This is a genomic window from Gordonibacter sp. RACS_AR49 (assembly GCF_030418435.1).
Classification (GTDB): domain Bacteria; phylum Actinomycetota; class Coriobacteriia; order Coriobacteriales; family Eggerthellaceae; genus Gordonibacter; species Gordonibacter urolithinfaciens.
In genome coordinates this window covers 466,607-483,037 of the sequence record NZ_JAIUDM010000002.1, presented here as the reverse complement: position 1 = coordinate 483,037, position 16,431 = coordinate 466,607, and the positions used below count along the sequence as shown (strand labels likewise).

The following is a 16,431-nucleotide window of genomic DNA, read 5'->3' as shown; positions in this document are numbered from 1 at the left end:
GCTTCTCGCACACTTCGCGAAAGCTCGGCGTGCTGCACGGGCGGGGCGCCGACCGGCAGGGTGGTGGGCTCTTTCGCAGGGGGTCAAGCTGCGTGCTCTGCGTCACTGGGGAGCGGGTTGCGGGCTGTTCGGGTGGGGGGGTCCACCGGTAAGACGATGCGTGCTTGCTGGCAGTCTTTTATTATGTTATAAATAAGTTACTTATTTATAACAAGGAGGACGTCCATGAGCATGCAGGCTGCACTGCCTCAGATACGGCCCATCAGCGACTTGCGAACACGGTTGAACGATATCGAGAGTCTGGCGCGCGAGACGCGCGAGCCCATCATCATGACTAAAAACGGCGCGGCCTCGCTCGTCGTCATCGACAGCGAGGCCTACGACGAGCACTTGCGCCATGAGCGCGCCGTGCGCAAGCTACGCGAAGCGGAGATCGAGGAGAAATATCGGCCGGCCGCCATTCCCTTCGACGAAGTGAAGACGCGCATCGACAAGCTCATCGAATCGGCGGAGCAACTTCATGCGCGAGATTGAGTTCAGGCCGCGCGCAAGCGCCGACCTCGACGGCATTCTCGCTTACATCGCGCTCACGTTGAAGTCGCCGCAAGCTGCGCGCGACACCGCCAACGCGATCTTCGCCTCCATCGAGCGCGCGGCCGAGATGCCGGAGCTCGGCCAGCCGTTCTTCGACGAGGACCTCGAGCATCCGGCCTACCGGCGCAAGCTCGTGAAGCGCTACTGGGTGTACTACACGTGCACGGACGACACGCTCACTGTGCGCCGCATCTTCCACACGACGCAGGACACCGACTGCTACGGGTTCGAGCTGCTCGACGACTAGAGCGCAAGCCGGGGCGCGGCGGCCGTTCCGCGCCCCGGCCACACGCTACCTCTTCTCGATGGGAACCTGGATCTCGGTGAGCCACTGGGACTCGTCGGCGCAGTTCCATATGCCGTCGATGTAGCTCTCGCGGGCGAGGCCGGACGCGCGGTAGCCGTTCTGCTCGATCCAGTCCATGGCGAACGCGTAGGCGCGCGGCAGGTCGGCGTAGGAACCGCGGTGCATCACGGACGCAACGGTGACCGCCGGCGCCTCCTCGAACACGATGCCGTCCGACTCCACGCCGTACTCCTCCACGGCCTCGCTGTACTTGATGGTGATGTCGCGCTCCTTGTACTCGCCGTCGAGGTACGTGATGAAGCAGTACTCGGGCGTGGCGCACTTGAGGTTCGGGTTGGCCTCCTTCACGGCGCGGCCGAGAGCGGGGATCACCTCGAAGTACGCGGAGAAGTCGGGCACGGTCATGGTCTTGGAGAACACGATGCAGCTGGGCAGGTCCTTGATGGTGGCTTGATAGTTCATGGAAAACCCCTTTCCTTCGTCTGAGAGCATGAATGCGATACGCGCGAGGCGTTCCTGGCGCGCGGCGAGTTCCCGCTCGACGAGCTCACGGCGTCGTGCGAGGATGGGACGCGGGTCGGCACCGCCCTCGATGGCGGCTACCTCGTCCACCGACAGGCCCGCCTGCCGCAGCGCCTGGATGCGGTGCAGGTCGACGAGCTGGGACGTGGTGTACAGGCGGTAGCCCGTCGCGCCGTCCACGGCGGCCGGGCGCAGAAGCCCGATGCGGTCGTAGTGGTGCAGCGTCTTGATGGTGGTCTTTCCCATCTTCGAGAACTCTCCGATGTAGAACATGGTTCTCACCTCCTTCTCATCGCATTCAACAGCCTCCTGCACGGGGAGGGTCAAGGGGTGTTTTCAAAAAATCTCGCACAGGATGCGAAGCAGCAGTCCCGATGCGACAACGCAAGGGTAGCAAACGCACCTCCCTTCTTGCGCGGGCCTATCGAAAATCTGGAGGTTATGCGGCAAGCAGAGAAACGACGCCGGGGGGAGTGCAAGATAGCGCGGGCTGCCCAAAGCGCGTGCGCAGGGCGGGCTGCACCTAGGGCGCACATGCAGGGCGGCTCGGGCCGCTCCTCGGGGCGCGCCCGCGCCTGATCCACGAAATTGAGGAGATTCCGCGGCCGGCGAAACAGTTCGGCTTCCTCGCGCGTGTTCTTGGTAACGGCTCGGTAACCGAGGAGCCGTGATGGTGCGCATGCAGGTTCGCCCGTTCTTTCAGCTTGCTTTCAAGTTCGGGCGCTAACCTCGGCACCAAAGGAAACCGCTCGAAGGGGCACCTATGCCGTACCGACCGACCCGTCGCCAGAATACCTTCCCCGGCACCACGCCGTACCGGCGCCGCCCCTGCGTCGAAGGCGCCCGCCGTTCCCGGCCGCTGTTCGCGCAGAGCCGCGTGGCGCGGGCGGGAAGCGTCCTGGCACGTTGCAAGGCGGCCCTCGCCTGCTTCGGCGCTGCGGCTCTCGTGCTGGCCCTTGCGCTCGCCCTGCCGCTCACGACCTCGCCTTCGGCGGCGGCCGACGTGGACCTCGAGGCGCGGGCCGCCGCCGAAGCCGCCCAGCTGCAGGCCGCCGCCGAGCTCCCGCGCAGCGCGTCCCTTGACGTGCCGGCCCTGCAGCAGTACCCCGAGCTCCCCACCGGCTGCGAGTCGGTAGCGCTCACGAACGCGCTTCTGGCCTGCGGCTTCGTCCTTCAGAAGACCGAGATGGCCCAGGAGTGGCTGCCCACGAGCGCCGACGACTTCGTGCACGCCTTCATGGGCGATCCCTCCTCCCCCAACGGGCACTCCTGCATGGCCCCCGCCATCGCGGACGCGGCGTCGGCCTACCTGGCCGCCCACGGGTCCAGCCTCGAGGCAACCGACCTGACAGGTGCGGCCTTCCGCGACGTGCTCGCCCAGGCGGCCGCCGGCAACCCCGTCGTCGTATGGTGCACCATTGGCCTGGACGAGCCCGGCGCGTGCTACCGCACCGCGCAGGAAGAAGGCCGCACGTACCGCCTTGTCACGAACAGCCATTGCGTGGTGGTGCGCGGCTACGACCTGGACGCCGGCACCGTGCTGGTCAGCGACTCCCTGGCCGGCCAGGTTTCCTATCCCCTGGCCACGTTCGCCGCCCGCTACTACGCCCTGGGCGCGCAGGCCGTGGTGCTGCGGTAAAGGCGCCGACCCCGCCTGTACGAGTCAGACGGGGTCGGCCGGGCGCTTCTAGCTGCGGAACCTACCTGCGGGCGGGCTCCTGCTGGGTGATGCAGTGGATGTTGCCGCCGCCGTAGGCTATCTCGCGGGTGGGCACCCCCACGATCTCGCGGTCGGGGAACATGGCCTGCACCTGCTCGCGGGCCAACTCATCGTACTCGTCGCCGTACTGCGGGAAGATGATGGCGCCGTTCACGATGAGGAAGTTCATGTACGAGGCGATGGCGTAATCGTCGGTCGTGCGCGGCAGCGTGCCCTCCACCACGTCGATGGCGTCCACCTCCTCCTGCGACATATAGGTGGGAACCTTCGGCATGGTGAGCTTGTGCACCTTCAGCTGGCGGCCCTTCGCGTCGGTGGCCTGCGACAGCGTGTCGTAGGCGGCATGGGCGGCCTCGTAGAACGGGTTGTCCTCGTCGTCGGTCCAGATGCAGGCCACCTCGCCGGGGCGGACGAAGCACGCCACGTCGTCGATGTGGCCGTTCGTCTCGTCGGGGTCGATGCCGTCCTTGATCCAGATGATCTTCTCCACGTTCAGGTACTCGCGCAGATAGCCCTCGATGTCCTCCTTCGAGAGCTCCGGGTTGCGGCCCGGCGACAGCAGGCACATCTCGGTGGTGATGACGGTGCCCTCGCCGTCCACGTGGATGGAGCCGCCCTCCAGCACGAACGTGTCGGGGCGGTAGCGCACGGCGCGCGCGAGGTCGGCCACCTTCACGCCCACCAGCGCGTCCTGGTCCCAGGGGAAGTAAAGGCCGTCGTACAGGCCGCCCCAGGCATTGAAGTGCCAGTGCACCGCGCGCACGTCGCCGTCGTCGTTTTTCACGAACGTGGGGCCGCAGTCGCGGATCCACGAGTCGTCCGAGGTCATCTCGATGACCATGACGTTGTCATCCTCGGACATCTCGAAGCGGGCGGCCTCGTAGTCCTCGGGCTTCGCACCGATGATCACGGGCTCGAAGCGGGCGATGGCGCGCGCCACCTCGGCGAACGCCTTCTGCGCGGGCTTTGCGCCGTCGCGCCAGTTGTCGGGACGGTGCGGCCAGAGCATCCAGATGCGCTCCTGCGGCTCGAACTCGCCGGGCATGCGGTAGCCGTCCTGCCTCGGGGTGGACTGCTCTTCGTAAATGGTTTCCATAGGTCAGGTCCTTTCGAACGTCGTTACAACATAGCAGGTGCGGGGCGGGGCGCCACACCCAGGCGAGAGCCGCGCCTTGGGAGCCGCGTCCCTCGCCGAGGCAGGGCGCCCGCGCGAGTGGCGTGCGCCTGCGCGGCGGAGCGCCCCGCAAGGCCGGCGCGCTACACCAGATCGCGCGGCTCGCGGCCGATGAGCATGTCCTCCTCCATGGCGACCTCCTCGGAGGGGGGCTCCTCCTCGAAGCCGTGCGCCACGTCGTAGGCGAACGGATCGCCGTGCGTGCCCATGCCGCCGTAGTGGTCGTCGCGCCCGCGGGCCGACCACACGCGCACGATCTCGCCGAGGATGACGAACGCTATCACGCCGATGAGCATGGGTATCTTCGACATCTCGGCCTCGGAGCCGTTCAGCGGCACGATGGTGGCGATGATGGACAGCACGAGCAGCACCACGGGCAGCCACGTTACCACCAGCAGCACGCCGCGCCCGCCCGGCACCTTGAACACGCGGTTCGCGGCCGGATCGACCGAGCGCAGCTTCAAAAACGCCGGGAACATGGGAATGTAGCTGATCAGCAGGAACACGATGTTCATGGAGAAGAAGATCCAGAAGAAGCCGTCGAAGCCGGCCAGCTCCATCACGGGCGACAGCAGCACGAGCACGCTGGCCACGATGCCGTTGACGATGGCCGCGCCGGTGGGCATCTGGTTCTTCTTGCTCTCGTGCGCGAACACATGCGGCATGTTCTGCTTGCGTGCGGCGTGCTCGGCCACGAAGTTCACGCCGAACGACCAGCTGACCATGTTGCCGAACAGCGTGATGAGGAACACGATGCCCACCACGACGAACAGCACGCTGCCCACGCCGGCCATGATGCCCACCGCGTCCATGATGCCGGAGTCGAGCGAGATGTCGAGCGCCGGGATGGCCGCCGCGATGCCGAACGAGCTGAACAGGTACAGCGCCGCGATGGCAATGCCGCCGGCGATGATGGCCTTCGGAATCTGCTTGCTGGGGTTCTCCATGGAGCCCACGTAGGTGGTTATGACCTCGAAGCCCATGAAGTTGAACAGGATGATGGACAGGTACGTGAGGCTGTTCGAGTCGAGCGACGGCAGGAACGTGGCCGGCGCCATGTCGTTCGCGAAGCCGTAGTTCACGGCGTACCAGATGCCCAAGCCGCCCACCACCACGGCGATGCCCACCTTGAGCACGGCCGCCAGGTTGAGGATCCACGCCGAGTCCGACACCTTCGAGAAGCTGAGGAACACGACGATCCAGATGAACGCCAGCTCTATGACGAGCGACGGCACCAGCCCTATCTCCATGCCCGTGATCATGGCGATGGTCTCGGGGAAGAGGAACGCGAGCGAGGCCATCCACAGCGGGAAGTTGATCCAGTAGTACCAGCTCACGCGGCTGCCCCATTTGTCGCCGAACGCACGGCGCACCCAGTCGTACAGACCGCCCTCGTCGTCGTAGGTGGTGCCGAGCTCGCTCACCACCAGGCCGTACGGCAGCAGGAATGCGACAATGAGGAATATCCACCAGAAGAACTGCGAGTTGCCGATAGCGGCGGCCGGCGCCGCCGCCTCCGCCACGAACACGACCGTGATGACCGACAGGATCGCGTCGATAAGGCGGAATTTCTTGTTCTTTGCCATAGGTTTCCTTCTTTCACGCACAGGTTTGCGTAGTCAGTCAGCGAGGGCAGCCGCGATGCTTCAGATTCGTGGAATGGCGCGGGCGGCGCGTGCTTCGGTACGCGAGCCCGCGTCATCGCGCGAGGATCGGGCGCCGCGGCTGCCCGCAGCATCGACTCGTTCCGAGGGCCGTCAGGCCGTCGGAACCCCTTGCTTCCCAAGGCCCTCCAGCAGGTAGTTCAGCTGCTCGCGAGCGTCATCGGCCTCGGGTTCGTCGACCTTCGCCTGCGGGCAGAACCACGCCAGCAGGCCGCGGATGGAGTGCTTGCGGTTCTCGGCCTCGTCCCAGCAGATGGACTGCGCACCGTCGATGACCTCGTCGGTGACCTCCTCGCCGCGCGAGGCGGGCAGGCAGTGCATGAACTTGGCGTCCGGGGCGGCCATCGCCATGAGCTCTTCGGTCACCTGGTACGTCGGGTAGAAGATGGCCATGCGCTCGTCCTTCGACAGCTCCTTGTCGTACAGGCCGTACCACACGTCGGTGTACACGAAGTCGGCGTCCTTCATGGCCTCCTCGCGGTTGTCGGTGACGGTGACGCTGCCGCCGGACTCCTCGCAGTTCTTGCGGCCGATCTCAAGCAGGTCCTCGCGGATCTGGTGCCCCTCGGGGCCGTACTGCACGAAGTCCATGCCCATCTTCGAGCAGATGAACATCTCGGACACGCACACCTGGGTGGCGTCGCCCACGAACACCATCTTGCAGTTCTCGATGCGCTTGCCCTCGGGCAAGTGCTCGATCATGGTGAGGAGGTCGCCCATCTCCTGTGTGGGGTGGTTGTAGTCGGACATGCCGTTGATCACAGGCACCTGCGAGTACTTCGCCAGCTCGACGAGGTCCTCGTGACGGTCGACACGCGCCATGATGACGTCGAGGAGGCGCCCCATCACGCGCGCGGAGTCCTCGATGGTCTCGTGGCCGCCCAGCTGGATGGTGCCGGGCGCGTAGAACTGCGCATCGCCGCCGAGGTCGGCCATGGCGCCCTCGAACGACAGGCGCGTGCGGGTTGACACCTGCTGGAAGATCATGCCGAGCGCCTTGTGCCTCAACAGTTCGGGAAAGTAGCCGGCCTTCACGCAGCGCTTGAGCACGCGGGAAAGCTCTATCATGTCGAGCAGCTGGTCCTTGGTGAAATCGTTGGTGTCGAGAAAATCTTTGGCAGTCATAGCGACGGGCCTCCTTCAAGCCGAATGGTCTAGAGAGAACGGGAACGATTCTGCCGGACGGCGCACCGCCTCCCGGGGAGCCAGCCCCGTTTGCAACACCGCCGTTGCCGCGCAATCAACCAACCGTTGCGCAGGCGGGAACGCGCGCAAAGCGCGACGTCGGATGGGCGGTCGGTCCGACAAAAGAAGCGGTGCTGCCGGATTGCAGCACGGCCGCGCCATGGGTGTCGGTATGGAGGCGCTGTGCAGCGCGGCTCGACAGGGACGGGAAGTCATGCGAGAATCGAGGGCGAACCGAAACCGAATCGCGACAAAGGATCGATCATGAACCTGCCCGGACTCGACACCCTGCGCCCCGAGCAAACCGACGAGCTTGACGCCCTCGCCCAGATGGTGGGCACGTGCTTCCTCGAGGAGATGTGGTACGTCACCTGGCTCGACGTGCCCGGCATGAGCGATGAGCGCAAGCTGGCCGTCACGCAAGCCGCCATCCGGTCGGACTATGCCGTCACCGCGCCGTACCAGTGCGTCTATGCGCTGCCCGACCATGCAGGGGCCGCGAACGTCTACCTGCGCAGCGAGCTTCCCGAAGGCGGCTGGGAGCGGCTGGAGGGGAAGTCGGCGCTGCTCATGGCCGCCACGCTCACGCCTGAGGAAGGTGCGGTCCTCGGGCCGCGCGCCGAAGCGATGGACCTCGCCTCCTCCACCAGCTGGCCGCTCGAGCGCGCACGGGCCGACGAGGATTTCATCTACTTCATCTCGGCCGGCGTCGATCCTGCCCGCCGCGGCACGGGCGCGTTCCGCCGCCTGTTCACGCCGTTTCTGGACGAGGCCGATCGGCGCGGCTTGCGCTGCTACCTCGATTGCTACACCGACCGCCTCGAGCAGATCTACGGCCACTTCGGCTTCGAGACGGTCGAGCGCCGAGGCGCGCCGGGATTCGACCTGGTGGAGCGCTGCATGGTGCGCGCGCCGCGCCCATAGCCGGGGGGGGCGTCCTGTGAAGTCGAGCGAGATTGCGAAGCTGGCCGGTTGCACGGTGCGCACGCTGCGCCACTACCACGCCATCGGCCTTCTGCCCGAGCCGCCGCGCGGTCAGAACGGCTACCGCGACTACGGCGCGGAGGACCTCGCGCGCGTGCTGCGCGTGAAACGGCTCGCGTCGCTCGGGTTCTCGCTCGACCGCATCGGCGAGGTGCTCGAGCAGATGGACGCGAGCCCCGCCCACGCGGCCGGCGCGGGTGCCGACGACGCCCTCGACGAGCTCGACCGCGAGCTGGCCGCCCAGATCGAGCGCCTAGAGGAGCAGCGCCGCACGATCGCGCTGCTGAAGGCCGAGCGGCTCGACCCCGACCTACCGGTGCGGTTCGCGCAAGCGGTGCGGACGCTCATCGACTACAAAGAGGGAGCCATCACCAGCGGCGAGCGCGAAGCCCTGCTCATCACGGGGCATCTCTACACCGAGTCCGACACCGCCGAGCTCGAGCGCGTGATGGAGAAAATCCACCAACTCGGCTTGTTCGGGGAGATGAAGGCGATGAGCGATCGGTTCGACAAGCTGCCCGCCGATACGCCACGCGAGGAGCTCGACCAGCTCGTCGAGGAAGCGCTGGATATGATCGGCCCGTTCATCGACTGCCTCGATTCCGCCAACTGGGAAGACGTGACCAATCCGGAAGACATCGAGCTGGAACGCTTCGTCGACGAGCTTATGCGCAAGGGTCTGAACCCCGCTCAACTCTATGCGGAAGATCGCCTGGAAGAGGAGATGAAATCCCGCATCCTCGCCCGCAAAGAAGGCCAACGGTCCCACGTGCTGAAAAGCGACCCTTTACTGTAAAGGGTCGCTTTAACGGCAAAGGGCGCCTACCCACAATTGGACTCCGGCCGGACGCGGTTCTTCGCGTTTTCGGGGTCTCGGATGCACAGAAATCACCGCGGTGAAGCTCGCAAGGAGCGTTTGCCCATCCTTGCCTTTCCCGACCAGGGGAAACGCTCTTGCGAAAGCCGCGAGTGCACGCGCGGGAGCACTGAAACCCGCCAAAACGCTTCACAGCGGTGATTACTGTGACTCGGAGAGGGGCTTTCGACGAAGGGCCGTCCTCGGCGATCGTCATCGGGGGAGCGGGCGTCATCCCACGGGCGAAGATGGCGAAGCCGCACGGGATCTTTCGATTCGCTAACGACAGCCTCAAGGTGTTCCCCGTAGGCGAGTCTTCGTTCGCTCGCAAGCGCGGACCTCCCTCATAATTCCACCACAGCTCGCTTGACCCCGACGCAACGTCGTAGTTTTTACTTCCTTTCTGACGGAAACGGAAAGGAACCTCCCATGCACACGAACCCGCACCCGACCCGCATCGCGCCGCGCTTTTTGGCATCGAACGCGCTCTCGCTCCTCGGCAACTCCATCGCCGCGGTGGCGCTGCCGCTCATCCTGCTGGCCACCACCGGCGACGCGCTGGCCGCCGGCACGCTCGCGCTCATCTGCGCCGTGCCGCAGATGGTCATCGGTATCGTGGGCGGCGCGGCCCTCGATCGCTTCAACCGTCGCGACATCTCCATCCTGTCCGACCTCGTCTCTGCGGCGAGCGTCGCGCTCATCCCCGTGGTCGATATGCTGTGGGGCCTCAACTTCGGCTGGTTCGTGGCGCTCGGCCTGCTGGGAGCCATCGGCGACATCCCCGGCATGACGGCGCGCGACGCCCTGCTGCCCGCCGTGGTGGCCCGCGACAAGGCCGACCTGCAGCGTTTCATGGGACTCACCCAGTCGCTCGACTCGCTCACCACCATCGTGGGGCCGGCCGTCGCGGCGTTCCTCATCGGCACGGTGGGCGGCGTGACGTCGCTGTGGTTCACGGCCGCGCTGTCGTTCGCAGCCGCCGTCGTCACCTGCACGGTGCCGCGCTCGGTGGGCGTGGAGGGCCTGCGCCGGGACGGAGGTGCGTCGGAGGGCCGCAGCGCCGTGGCGTCCGCGCTCGACGCCCTGCGCACCGGCGCGCGCGTGCTCTTCCGCACCGACGGCGTGCTCACGGCCTCCACGCTGCTCTCCTTCGGCATCATCATGGTGATGGGATCGTTCCAGGGGCTCGTGCTGCCGGTGCACTTCACCGAGCTCGGCCGGCCGGAGCTTCTGGGCTACGTGCTGTCGGCCATGTCGCTGGGCCTCTTGGCCAGCTCGCTCGGCTACGCCGCCCTCGCCCCGCGCCTCGCGCGCCGCACGTGGTACCTGCTCTCGCTCGCCGGCATGGCGGCCGGCGTGGCGGTGCTCGGCACGCTGCCCGACTTCCCCGTCATGCTGCTCGGCGCGGTGCTCCTGGGCGTGAGCGCCGGGCCCGCCTCGGCGCTCCTCGGGTTCTTCATGCTCGACCGCATCCCCGAGCAGGACCGCGGCAGCGCGCTCGGCACGCAGAACTCGCTCGTGGTGGTGGCGGCGCCCATGGCCGTGTTCGCCACCTCGGCAGCTGTGACGGCCTTCGGCGAGGCGCCGGCCGCTTACGGCCTGGTGGCGTGCTGGATTGCCATCACCGTGCTCGCCGTGGGCGCGAAGGGCATGCGGCACCTCGACGAGGCGTCCCCTTCCGCAGCCGAGGCAGAGGCGCCCGGCGCGCAAGCCTGACCCGCGCACCGAGCATTTCGCGGCGGTGGCGCGCGCGTCGCGCCTTCGCAACGCCCAGCCGACGTCCGGAACGGACCGGCTGGGCGCTTTTATGATGCGAGGGCAAACGTCCGGACGCCGGGCAGGCCGCGGCATGCGGCTCCCGCCGCCCCGATCGAAAGGAGCACCACTATGTCCCAAACCGCTTTGGTAACCGGCGCGACGAGCGGCATCGGCGAATCCCTGTGCCTGCTGTTCGCCAGCGACGGATACGATCTCGTAACCGTAGCCCGCGACGAGGAGGCTCTCGAGAAGCAGGCCGAGGAGCTGCGCATCCTCGGCGTCGACGTGCTGCCCGTAGCCTGCGACCTGTCCGACCCGGATTCCGCGCGCACCATCTTCAAGCGCGTATGCAAGGCGGGCAAGGATATCGACATCCTCGTGAACGACGCGGGGTACAGCCCCGCCGGCCAGTTCTCGGACCTGCCGGTCGCGGACATCCGCGCCATGATCCAGGTGAGCGTCACGAGCCTGGCCGAGCTCACGCGCGTGTTCCTGCAGCCCATGCTCGAACGCGGCCACGGCCGCATCCTCAACATGAGCTCCATGATGGCGAAGACCCCCTGCCCCTACAACGCGCTCTACGGCGCCGCCAAGGTGTTCGTGCTGTCGTTCTCCACCGCGCTCGCCCGCGAGCTGCGCGGCACGGGCGTGAGCGTGACCACCGCCTGCCCCGGCGCCACGCGCACGAACTTCGCGAAGAACGCCGGGATCCAGAACGCGCCCGCTTGGAAGTACTTCTCCATGGACGCCGACGAGACGGCCATCCGCGTGTACCGTGCGCTCATGCGCGGCGAGCTGTGCGCCGTGACCGGCTGGTACAACAAGGTGGGGGCCGTCTCCGTGCGCTTCATGCCCATGGGCGTGCAGCTCTCCGCCGGCGAATGGCTCATGGGCAAGCGGAAGCACCCGCTTGACCACGAGGGAACCGAGGCTTCCGGCACACGCAACGGCAAGTGCAAGGAGCAGGGCGAAGGCAAGGACGGCCGCGATGGAAGCGACGGCAAGAAGAAGGCGAAGCAGCGGGAAGGCGGCGCATCCGGAAAGGGCGGCAAGCGCTACGAGCGCAAGCACCCGCTCGGACGCGACGGCAAGCGCGGCTTCTACCGCGGCGGCGATTCCGGAACCGACCACGAGCCCGAGCCATGGCCCGAGACGGCGCGCCCGCAGGATCCCTGCGGAGGAGGCCGCGGCTGGCGCGCGGCCACGCTCGGGTGCGCGATGTTCCGCCAGCACGGCTCGTCCGCAGCCCACGGAGCATCGGATGGGCGGCGCGAGCAAAACGGGCAGGGAGCGCAAGCGCGCCAAGGCCGCCAAGAGGCTCGGCAGGCGCAGGACCCGCAGCGCGGGCAGGCGCGCGGCAAGGGTTTCCATCCCGCCCCCGGACGCCACCACGGCCCCACCCGCGACGGGTTGCCCGCGAACCTCGGCCGCTTCGCCTGGCACGGCCCCTTCGCCAAGTAGACGCATCTGACCTGCACGTTCAAGAACATCTGCCCTCCTCATACCGATGGTATGAGGAGGGCAGACATACATAAATCACCTCTCGAAACCCCTCTTTACGCCCCGCACCCGATTTTCCGCCACGCGCCGCTGTGGGATGGTGTGCCCGAAGGCTTCGGCCTGGCGCATCCCGCCTCGGGCGGGCGCCGAGCCCGAAGCCGCAGGCATGGGGAGACGGAAGGAGAGGGAGTGTGATGGCAGAGAAAAAAGACTACACCACCGTCGAGCACAAGAAGCCTTATCGCTACGAAGAAGACGGGCTCCACGTGACCAGGGGGTGCGGCTGGTCGGCACCGGGATGCCACCTGGGGTGCGGGGTCCTGCTGTACACCGATGACGACGGCAAGCTCGTCAAAGTGGAGGGAGATCCGGAGAACCCCTTCAACCAGGGACGCCTGTGCGTCCGCTGTCTCGACCTGCCCGAGGTCGTCTATTCCCCGGACCGCATCCTGCATCCCCTGAAGCGCGACCCCGAGAATCGCGGCAAGAACCAGTGGGAGCAAATAGGCTGGGACGAGGCGCTCGACGAGATCGCCGGGAAGATCCTTGCCGCCAAGGAGGAATACGGCCCGGAATCCGTGGCGTTCTACTCCGGCACCGGCCGTGACATCGGGCAGTACATCACGCGTTTGTGCTGGGGGTTCAACAGCCCCAACTTCGTGTTCATGATGTCGGGGCAGTCGTGCTATTCGCCCCGCGTCGCCGGCTGCTTCTCCACCTCGGGGTCGTTTTGGGTCGGCGACTACGCGCAGCAGTTCCCCGACCGCTACGACAACCCGCAGTGGGAGCGTCCCGACCTCATCGTCATATGGGGCAACAATCCCGTCGTCTCGAATTCCGACGGCCTGTACGGGCACTGGGTCGTGGACTGCATGAAGCGGGGCACGAAGGCCATCGTCGTCGATCCTCGCCTCACCTGGCTCGCCGCGCGGGCCGAGCTCTTCCTGCAGATCCGTCCCGGCACCGACGGCGCGCTGGCCCTCGGCATGGTGAACTACCTTGTGGAGAACAACCTGTACGACCGCGAGTTCGTGGACCTGTGGTGCTACGGCTTCGAGGAGCTGGCGGAACGCGCGCGGGACTACCCGCTTGACGAGGTCGCCGAGATCACGGAGATCCCGGCAGAGGAGATAGCCGCCGCAGCCCGTCGCATCGGAGCGGCCGAGCGGGCCATCCTCCAGTGGGGCGTGGCCATCGACCAGATCAAGGAAACCATCCCCACGGCGCAGGCCGTGCTCTCCCTGTTCGAGATTACCGGCAACATCGGCAAGCCCGGCACGATGCAGCAGCCTGCGAGCATCCTCAACTACGCCGCCGGCTGGGGCTCCGAGTTCCTCACGCCGGAGCAGGAGGCGAAGCGCATCGGACAGGAGGCCCACCCGCTCATCAAGATGGGCTTCCAGGAATGCGTGACCGACGACTACATCAGGTGCCTGGAAACGGGCGAACCCTATCCCATCAAGGTCGCCTGGATGCAGACCACCAACCCGCTGGCCTGCACCGGCGTCGATGCGAAGCGCACCCTCGCCGCGCATATGAACATCGACACCATCGTGTGCGTCGACCTGTTCATGACGCCGACGGCCATGGCGCTGGCCGACTACTTTCTGCCCGCCTGCACGTACGCGGAGCGCAACGGCCTGCGCATCGGCGATGGGGCGCAGCGCGCCGAGACCATCAACAAGGCCATAGAGCCCCTGGGCGAGTCGAGGTCCGACATGCAGATCACCCTGGACATCGGCAAGCGCATCTCGCCTGAAGCCTGGCCATGGGAAACCGTGGAGGATATGTACTCCGATATCCTGGAGGAGACGGGGCATTCCTTCGAGGAGATGCAGGAGCTGGCACCCGGCTACCCGCCGTTCGACTACCGCATGCACGAGAAGGGCCTGCTGCGCACCGACGGCAACCCCGGTTTCCAGACCGCAACCGGGCGCATCGAGCTGTGGAGCACCCTGTACAACTCCCTGGGCCTCGACCCGCTCCCCTCGTACGAGGAGCCCGTTCCCAGCCCCCGGTCGACACCGGAGCTCGCCGAGGAATACCCGCTCGTGCTCACCACGGGCGCCCGCGTTTGGAGCATGTTCCACTCGGAGCACCGCCAGATACCGCGCCTGCGCGCCCTTCATCCCGAGCCGCTCGTGTACGTCAACCCGAACACGGCTGCGCGGCACGGCGTGAAAGACGGGGACTGGGTGTGGCTGGAGAACCAGCACGGACGCTGCAAGCGCCAGGTCTGCGAGACCCCCATCGTGAACGAGCGCACCGTGAGCACCGACCACGCCTGGTGGCGCCCGGAGGCGCCCTGCGAGCTGGACGAGGGGCTCTACGACCTGTGGGACCTCACCGTGGAGAACCTCCTGCCCTACGACTGCGGCACCTCCGGCTTCGGCGCGAACTACAAGAACACCATCTGCAAGATGTATCCGGCAGGGGAAGGAGAATAGGCAATGGGAGCAAAAGGATTGCTCGTCGATTACGAGTGGTGCTCGGGCTGCCACACCTGCGAGGTGGCCTGCCAGCTTGAGCATGGCTACCCGAGCGACCAGTGGGGCATCAAGGTGCACGAGGTGGGCCCGTGGGAATACGCCCCGAAGACGTGGCAGTACAGCTATCTGCCCGCGCCCACCGACCAGTGCGACCTGTGCGCCGGCCGCGTTGCGAAGGGGCATGAGCCCACCTGCGTGAAGCATTGCCAGGCGCAGGTTCTGAAGTACGGGGACCTCGAGGACTTGGCAAAGGAGCTTGCCCGCAAGCCGAAGCAGACCCTGTTCTCCTGCGAGGCGGAGAACTAAACCAACGATGCTCGTGCCGGCGCCCGACACGAGGGGAAACGACCGCGAGGCGCCGGCACCATCAAGAAAGGGGACACAATGAGTAAGAAAAACCGGGCATGGATTCCCGTATGGGCCATCATCATAGCCAGCGTGCTCATCGCGTTCGAGTACGGCAAGGTGCCGCCCGCCGCACCCAACATGATGGAGGTGCTCGGCATCTCCTACACCACCCAGGGCCTCATGATGACGATGTTCTCCATCGCGGCCGTGGTCATGGCGCTGTTCGGCGGCGCGCTCATGGACCGCTTCGGCGCGCGCAAGGTGGTGAGCATCGCCCTGCTCGTCTCCATCGTGGGCAACGTCGCAGGCCTGTTCTGGACCAGCGACTTGGGAATTCTCGTAACCCGTGCGCTCGAGGGCTGCGGGTACGGAGCGGCCATGACCGCCGGGCCGGGCATCATCGCCATGTGGTACGAGCCGAAGAAGCGCGGCCTCGCCAACGGCGTGTGGGGCGCGAACGTCGGCTTCGCCATGATGATCGTAACGCTTTCCGCCACCCCCATCATGGAGAACGGCAACTGGACCGGCATGTGGGTGTTCGGCCTCATCGGCGCCGTGCTGGCATTCCTGCTGGTGGTCGTATGCGTGAAGGCCCCCGCCGAATCCGAGCGCAAGGATCTGGAGGAGTCTGCCGGCGTCAAGGAAGATCCCGAGAAGCACGGGGTCCTGTGGGGCTACCTTGCACCGCTGTCCCTCCTAAGCGCCGTCATGTTCTTCCTCGTCGGCGGTTCGACCGACGCGTTCAACTCCTTCACCATCCCGTTCCTGAGCGTCGAGAACGGCTGGACCGAGGGCGCGGCGAACCTGTGCGCGACCATCGCGGCCGCCGGCATGCTGGTCGGCGGCACGGCCATGGGCCTGGTCCTCGCACGGACGAAGGACAAGGGCCTGCTGCTGTTCGTTGACATGCTGGTGTGCGCAATCGGCCTCTTCCTGTGGTTCAACCTGGACATCGGCGTGGTGGGAACGTACGTCATCGCCTTCGTCCTCGGGTGCTTCCTCGGGGCGGCCCCGACCGTCTTCTTCGCAATGGCCCCCGAAGTCGCGCGCTCGCCGAAGACGGTGGGCGCCGCAACCGCCGTCGTGGTGCTTGGACAGAACGGCGGCACGCTGGCGGTACCCGCGATCGTCGGCATGATCCTCGACAGCGCCGGCTACGGAGCGGCGGCTATGACCATGGGCGCGCTGTCCCTTGCGGCATGCGCGATCTGCCTTCTCGTGTTCCGCCGCATCTACAATAAGAGCATCCGCAGCACGCGCGAATAGCGACAGGCCGCATACGCACGTTAAAACGGTGGGCGTCGGTTTCGGCCGGCGCCCACCTCGAGGA

Annotated in this window: 14 protein-coding genes; 10 read left to right on the top strand and 4 right to left on the bottom strand. The window is 66.5% G+C overall.

Annotated features, from left to right (window positions below; genetic code table 11):
* Nucleotides 1–225 precede the first annotated feature (225 nt).
* Together LB310_RS06660 and LB310_RS06655 are read left to right on the top strand one after the other, a co-directional pair.
* A complete protein-coding gene (locus tag LB310_RS06660; RefSeq protein ID WP_123673770.1) occupies nucleotides 226–534 on the top strand; it encodes a type II toxin-antitoxin system Phd/YefM family antitoxin in 309 nt (102 codons plus the stop codon).
* The gene (locus LB310_RS06655) at nucleotides 521–841 is read left to right on the top strand and encodes a type II toxin-antitoxin system RelE/ParE family toxin (RefSeq protein ID WP_087191399.1); all 321 of its coding nucleotides are present in this window, start codon (nucleotides 521–523) and stop codon (nucleotides 839–841) included. The genes LB310_RS06660 and LB310_RS06655 overlap by 14 nt, the downstream gene beginning before the upstream one ends.
* 45 nt (nucleotides 842–886) lie before the next feature.
* Here the strand turns inward: LB310_RS06655 and LB310_RS06650 are convergent, their stop codons facing one another.
* Nucleotides 887–1,696 carry a MerR family transcriptional regulator gene (locus LB310_RS06650; RefSeq protein WP_096227224.1) on the bottom strand — a complete coding sequence of 270 codons (810 nt, stop codon included), beginning with the start codon at nucleotides 1,694–1,696 and terminating at the stop codon, nucleotides 887–889.
* A 490-nt stretch (nucleotides 1,697–2,186) separates the two neighbouring features.
* Here LB310_RS06650 and LB310_RS06645 point away from each other — a divergent pair, with 490 nt between their 5' ends.
* On the top strand, nucleotides 2,187–3,062 hold the full coding sequence (locus LB310_RS06645) for a C39 family peptidase (protein ID WP_096227225.1): 876 nt from the start codon (nucleotides 2,187–2,189) through the stop codon (nucleotides 3,060–3,062).
* A gap of 61 nt (nucleotides 3,063–3,123) precedes the next feature.
* On the opposite strand, the gene aguA is transcribed toward LB310_RS06645, so the two are convergent.
* From aguA to ptcA, 3 genes are all read right to left on the bottom strand, one after another.
* Nucleotides 3,124–4,239: an agmatine deiminase gene (gene aguA, locus LB310_RS06640; RefSeq protein ID WP_123673772.1), complete on the bottom strand. Its 1,116-nt coding sequence runs from the start codon at nucleotides 4,237–4,239 to the stop codon at nucleotides 3,124–3,126.
* A gap of 161 nt (nucleotides 4,240–4,400) precedes the next feature.
* The gene (locus LB310_RS06635) at nucleotides 4,401–5,903 is read right to left on the bottom strand and encodes an APC family permease (RefSeq protein ID WP_096227227.1); all 1,503 of its coding nucleotides are present in this window, start codon (nucleotides 5,901–5,903) and stop codon (nucleotides 4,401–4,403) included.
* A gap of 171 nt (nucleotides 5,904–6,074) precedes the next feature.
* A complete protein-coding gene (gene ptcA, locus LB310_RS06630) occupies nucleotides 6,075–7,106 on the bottom strand; it encodes a putrescine carbamoyltransferase (protein WP_096227228.1) in 1,032 nt (343 codons plus the stop codon).
* 324 nt (nucleotides 7,107–7,430) lie between these two features.
* Here ptcA and LB310_RS06625 point away from each other — a divergent pair, with 324 nt between their 5' ends.
* The 7 genes from LB310_RS06625 to LB310_RS06595 all read left to right on the top strand — a co-directional run bounded on the left by LB310_RS06625 (nucleotide 7,431) and on the right by LB310_RS06595 (nucleotide 16,367).
* A complete protein-coding gene (locus tag LB310_RS06625) occupies nucleotides 7,431–8,090 on the top strand; it encodes a GNAT family N-acetyltransferase (protein ID WP_096227229.1) in 660 nt (219 codons plus the stop codon).
* A 16-nt stretch (nucleotides 8,091–8,106) separates the two neighbouring features.
* Nucleotides 8,107–8,946: a MerR family transcriptional regulator gene (locus LB310_RS06620; RefSeq protein ID WP_096227230.1), complete on the top strand. Its 840-nt coding sequence runs from the start codon at nucleotides 8,107–8,109 to the stop codon at nucleotides 8,944–8,946.
* Nucleotides 8,947–9,435: 489 nt separating this feature from the next.
* On the top strand, nucleotides 9,436–10,722 hold the full coding sequence (locus LB310_RS06615) for an MFS transporter (protein WP_123673774.1): 1,287 nt from the start codon (nucleotides 9,436–9,438) through the stop codon (nucleotides 10,720–10,722).
* A gap of 171 nt (nucleotides 10,723–10,893) precedes the next feature.
* Complete coding sequence (locus tag LB310_RS06610) at nucleotides 10,894–12,225, top strand: SDR family oxidoreductase (RefSeq protein WP_241557696.1); 1,332 nt, start codon at nucleotides 10,894–10,896, stop codon at nucleotides 12,223–12,225.
* A gap of 233 nt (nucleotides 12,226–12,458) precedes the next feature.
* A complete protein-coding gene (locus LB310_RS06605) occupies nucleotides 12,459–14,711 on the top strand; it encodes a molybdopterin-dependent oxidoreductase (protein WP_096227232.1) in 2,253 nt (750 codons plus the stop codon).
* Nucleotides 14,712–14,714: 3 nt separating this feature from the next.
* Complete coding sequence (locus tag LB310_RS06600; RefSeq protein ID WP_096227233.1) at nucleotides 14,715–15,059, top strand: oxidoreductase; 345 nt, start codon at nucleotides 14,715–14,717, stop codon at nucleotides 15,057–15,059.
* A gap of 78 nt (nucleotides 15,060–15,137) precedes the next feature.
* Complete coding sequence (locus tag LB310_RS06595; protein WP_087191388.1) at nucleotides 15,138–16,367, top strand: MFS transporter; 1,230 nt, start codon at nucleotides 15,138–15,140, stop codon at nucleotides 16,365–16,367.
* Nucleotides 16,368–16,431 lie beyond the last annotated feature (64 nt).

Bases quoted from the DNA above. Each gene is read 5' to 3' on its own strand.
- LB310_RS06660 (WP_123673770.1), top strand. From the start codon at position 226: ATGAGCATGCAGGCTGCACTGCCTCAGATACGGCCCATCAGCGACTTG.
- LB310_RS06655 (WP_087191399.1), top strand. From the start codon at position 521: ATGCGCGAGATTGAGTTCAGGCCGCGCGCAAGCGCCGACCTCGACGGC.
- LB310_RS06650 (WP_096227224.1), bottom strand. From the start codon at position 1,696: ATGTTCTACATCGGAGAGTTCTCGAAGATGGGAAAGACCACCATCAAG.
- LB310_RS06645 (WP_096227225.1), top strand. From the start codon at position 2,187: ATGCCGTACCGACCGACCCGTCGCCAGAATACCTTCCCCGGCACCACG.
- aguA (WP_123673772.1), bottom strand. From the start codon at position 4,239: ATGGAAACCATTTACGAAGAGCAGTCCACCCCGAGGCAGGACGGCTAC.
- LB310_RS06635 (WP_096227227.1), bottom strand. From the start codon at position 5,903: ATGGCAAAGAACAAGAAATTCCGCCTTATCGACGCGATCCTGTCGGTC.
- ptcA (WP_096227228.1), bottom strand. From the start codon at position 7,106: ATGACTGCCAAAGATTTTCTCGACACCAACGATTTCACCAAGGACCAG.
- LB310_RS06625 (WP_096227229.1), top strand. From the start codon at position 7,431: ATGAACCTGCCCGGACTCGACACCCTGCGCCCCGAGCAAACCGACGAG.
- LB310_RS06615 (WP_123673774.1), top strand. From the start codon at position 9,436: ATGCACACGAACCCGCACCCGACCCGCATCGCGCCGCGCTTTTTGGCA.
- LB310_RS06610 (WP_241557696.1), top strand. From the start codon at position 10,894: ATGTCCCAAACCGCTTTGGTAACCGGCGCGACGAGCGGCATCGGCGAA.
- LB310_RS06605 (WP_096227232.1), top strand. From the start codon at position 12,459: ATGGCAGAGAAAAAAGACTACACCACCGTCGAGCACAAGAAGCCTTAT.
- LB310_RS06600 (WP_096227233.1), top strand. From the start codon at position 14,715: ATGGGAGCAAAAGGATTGCTCGTCGATTACGAGTGGTGCTCGGGCTGC.
- LB310_RS06595 (WP_087191388.1), top strand. From the start codon at position 15,138: ATGAGTAAGAAAAACCGGGCATGGATTCCCGTATGGGCCATCATCATA.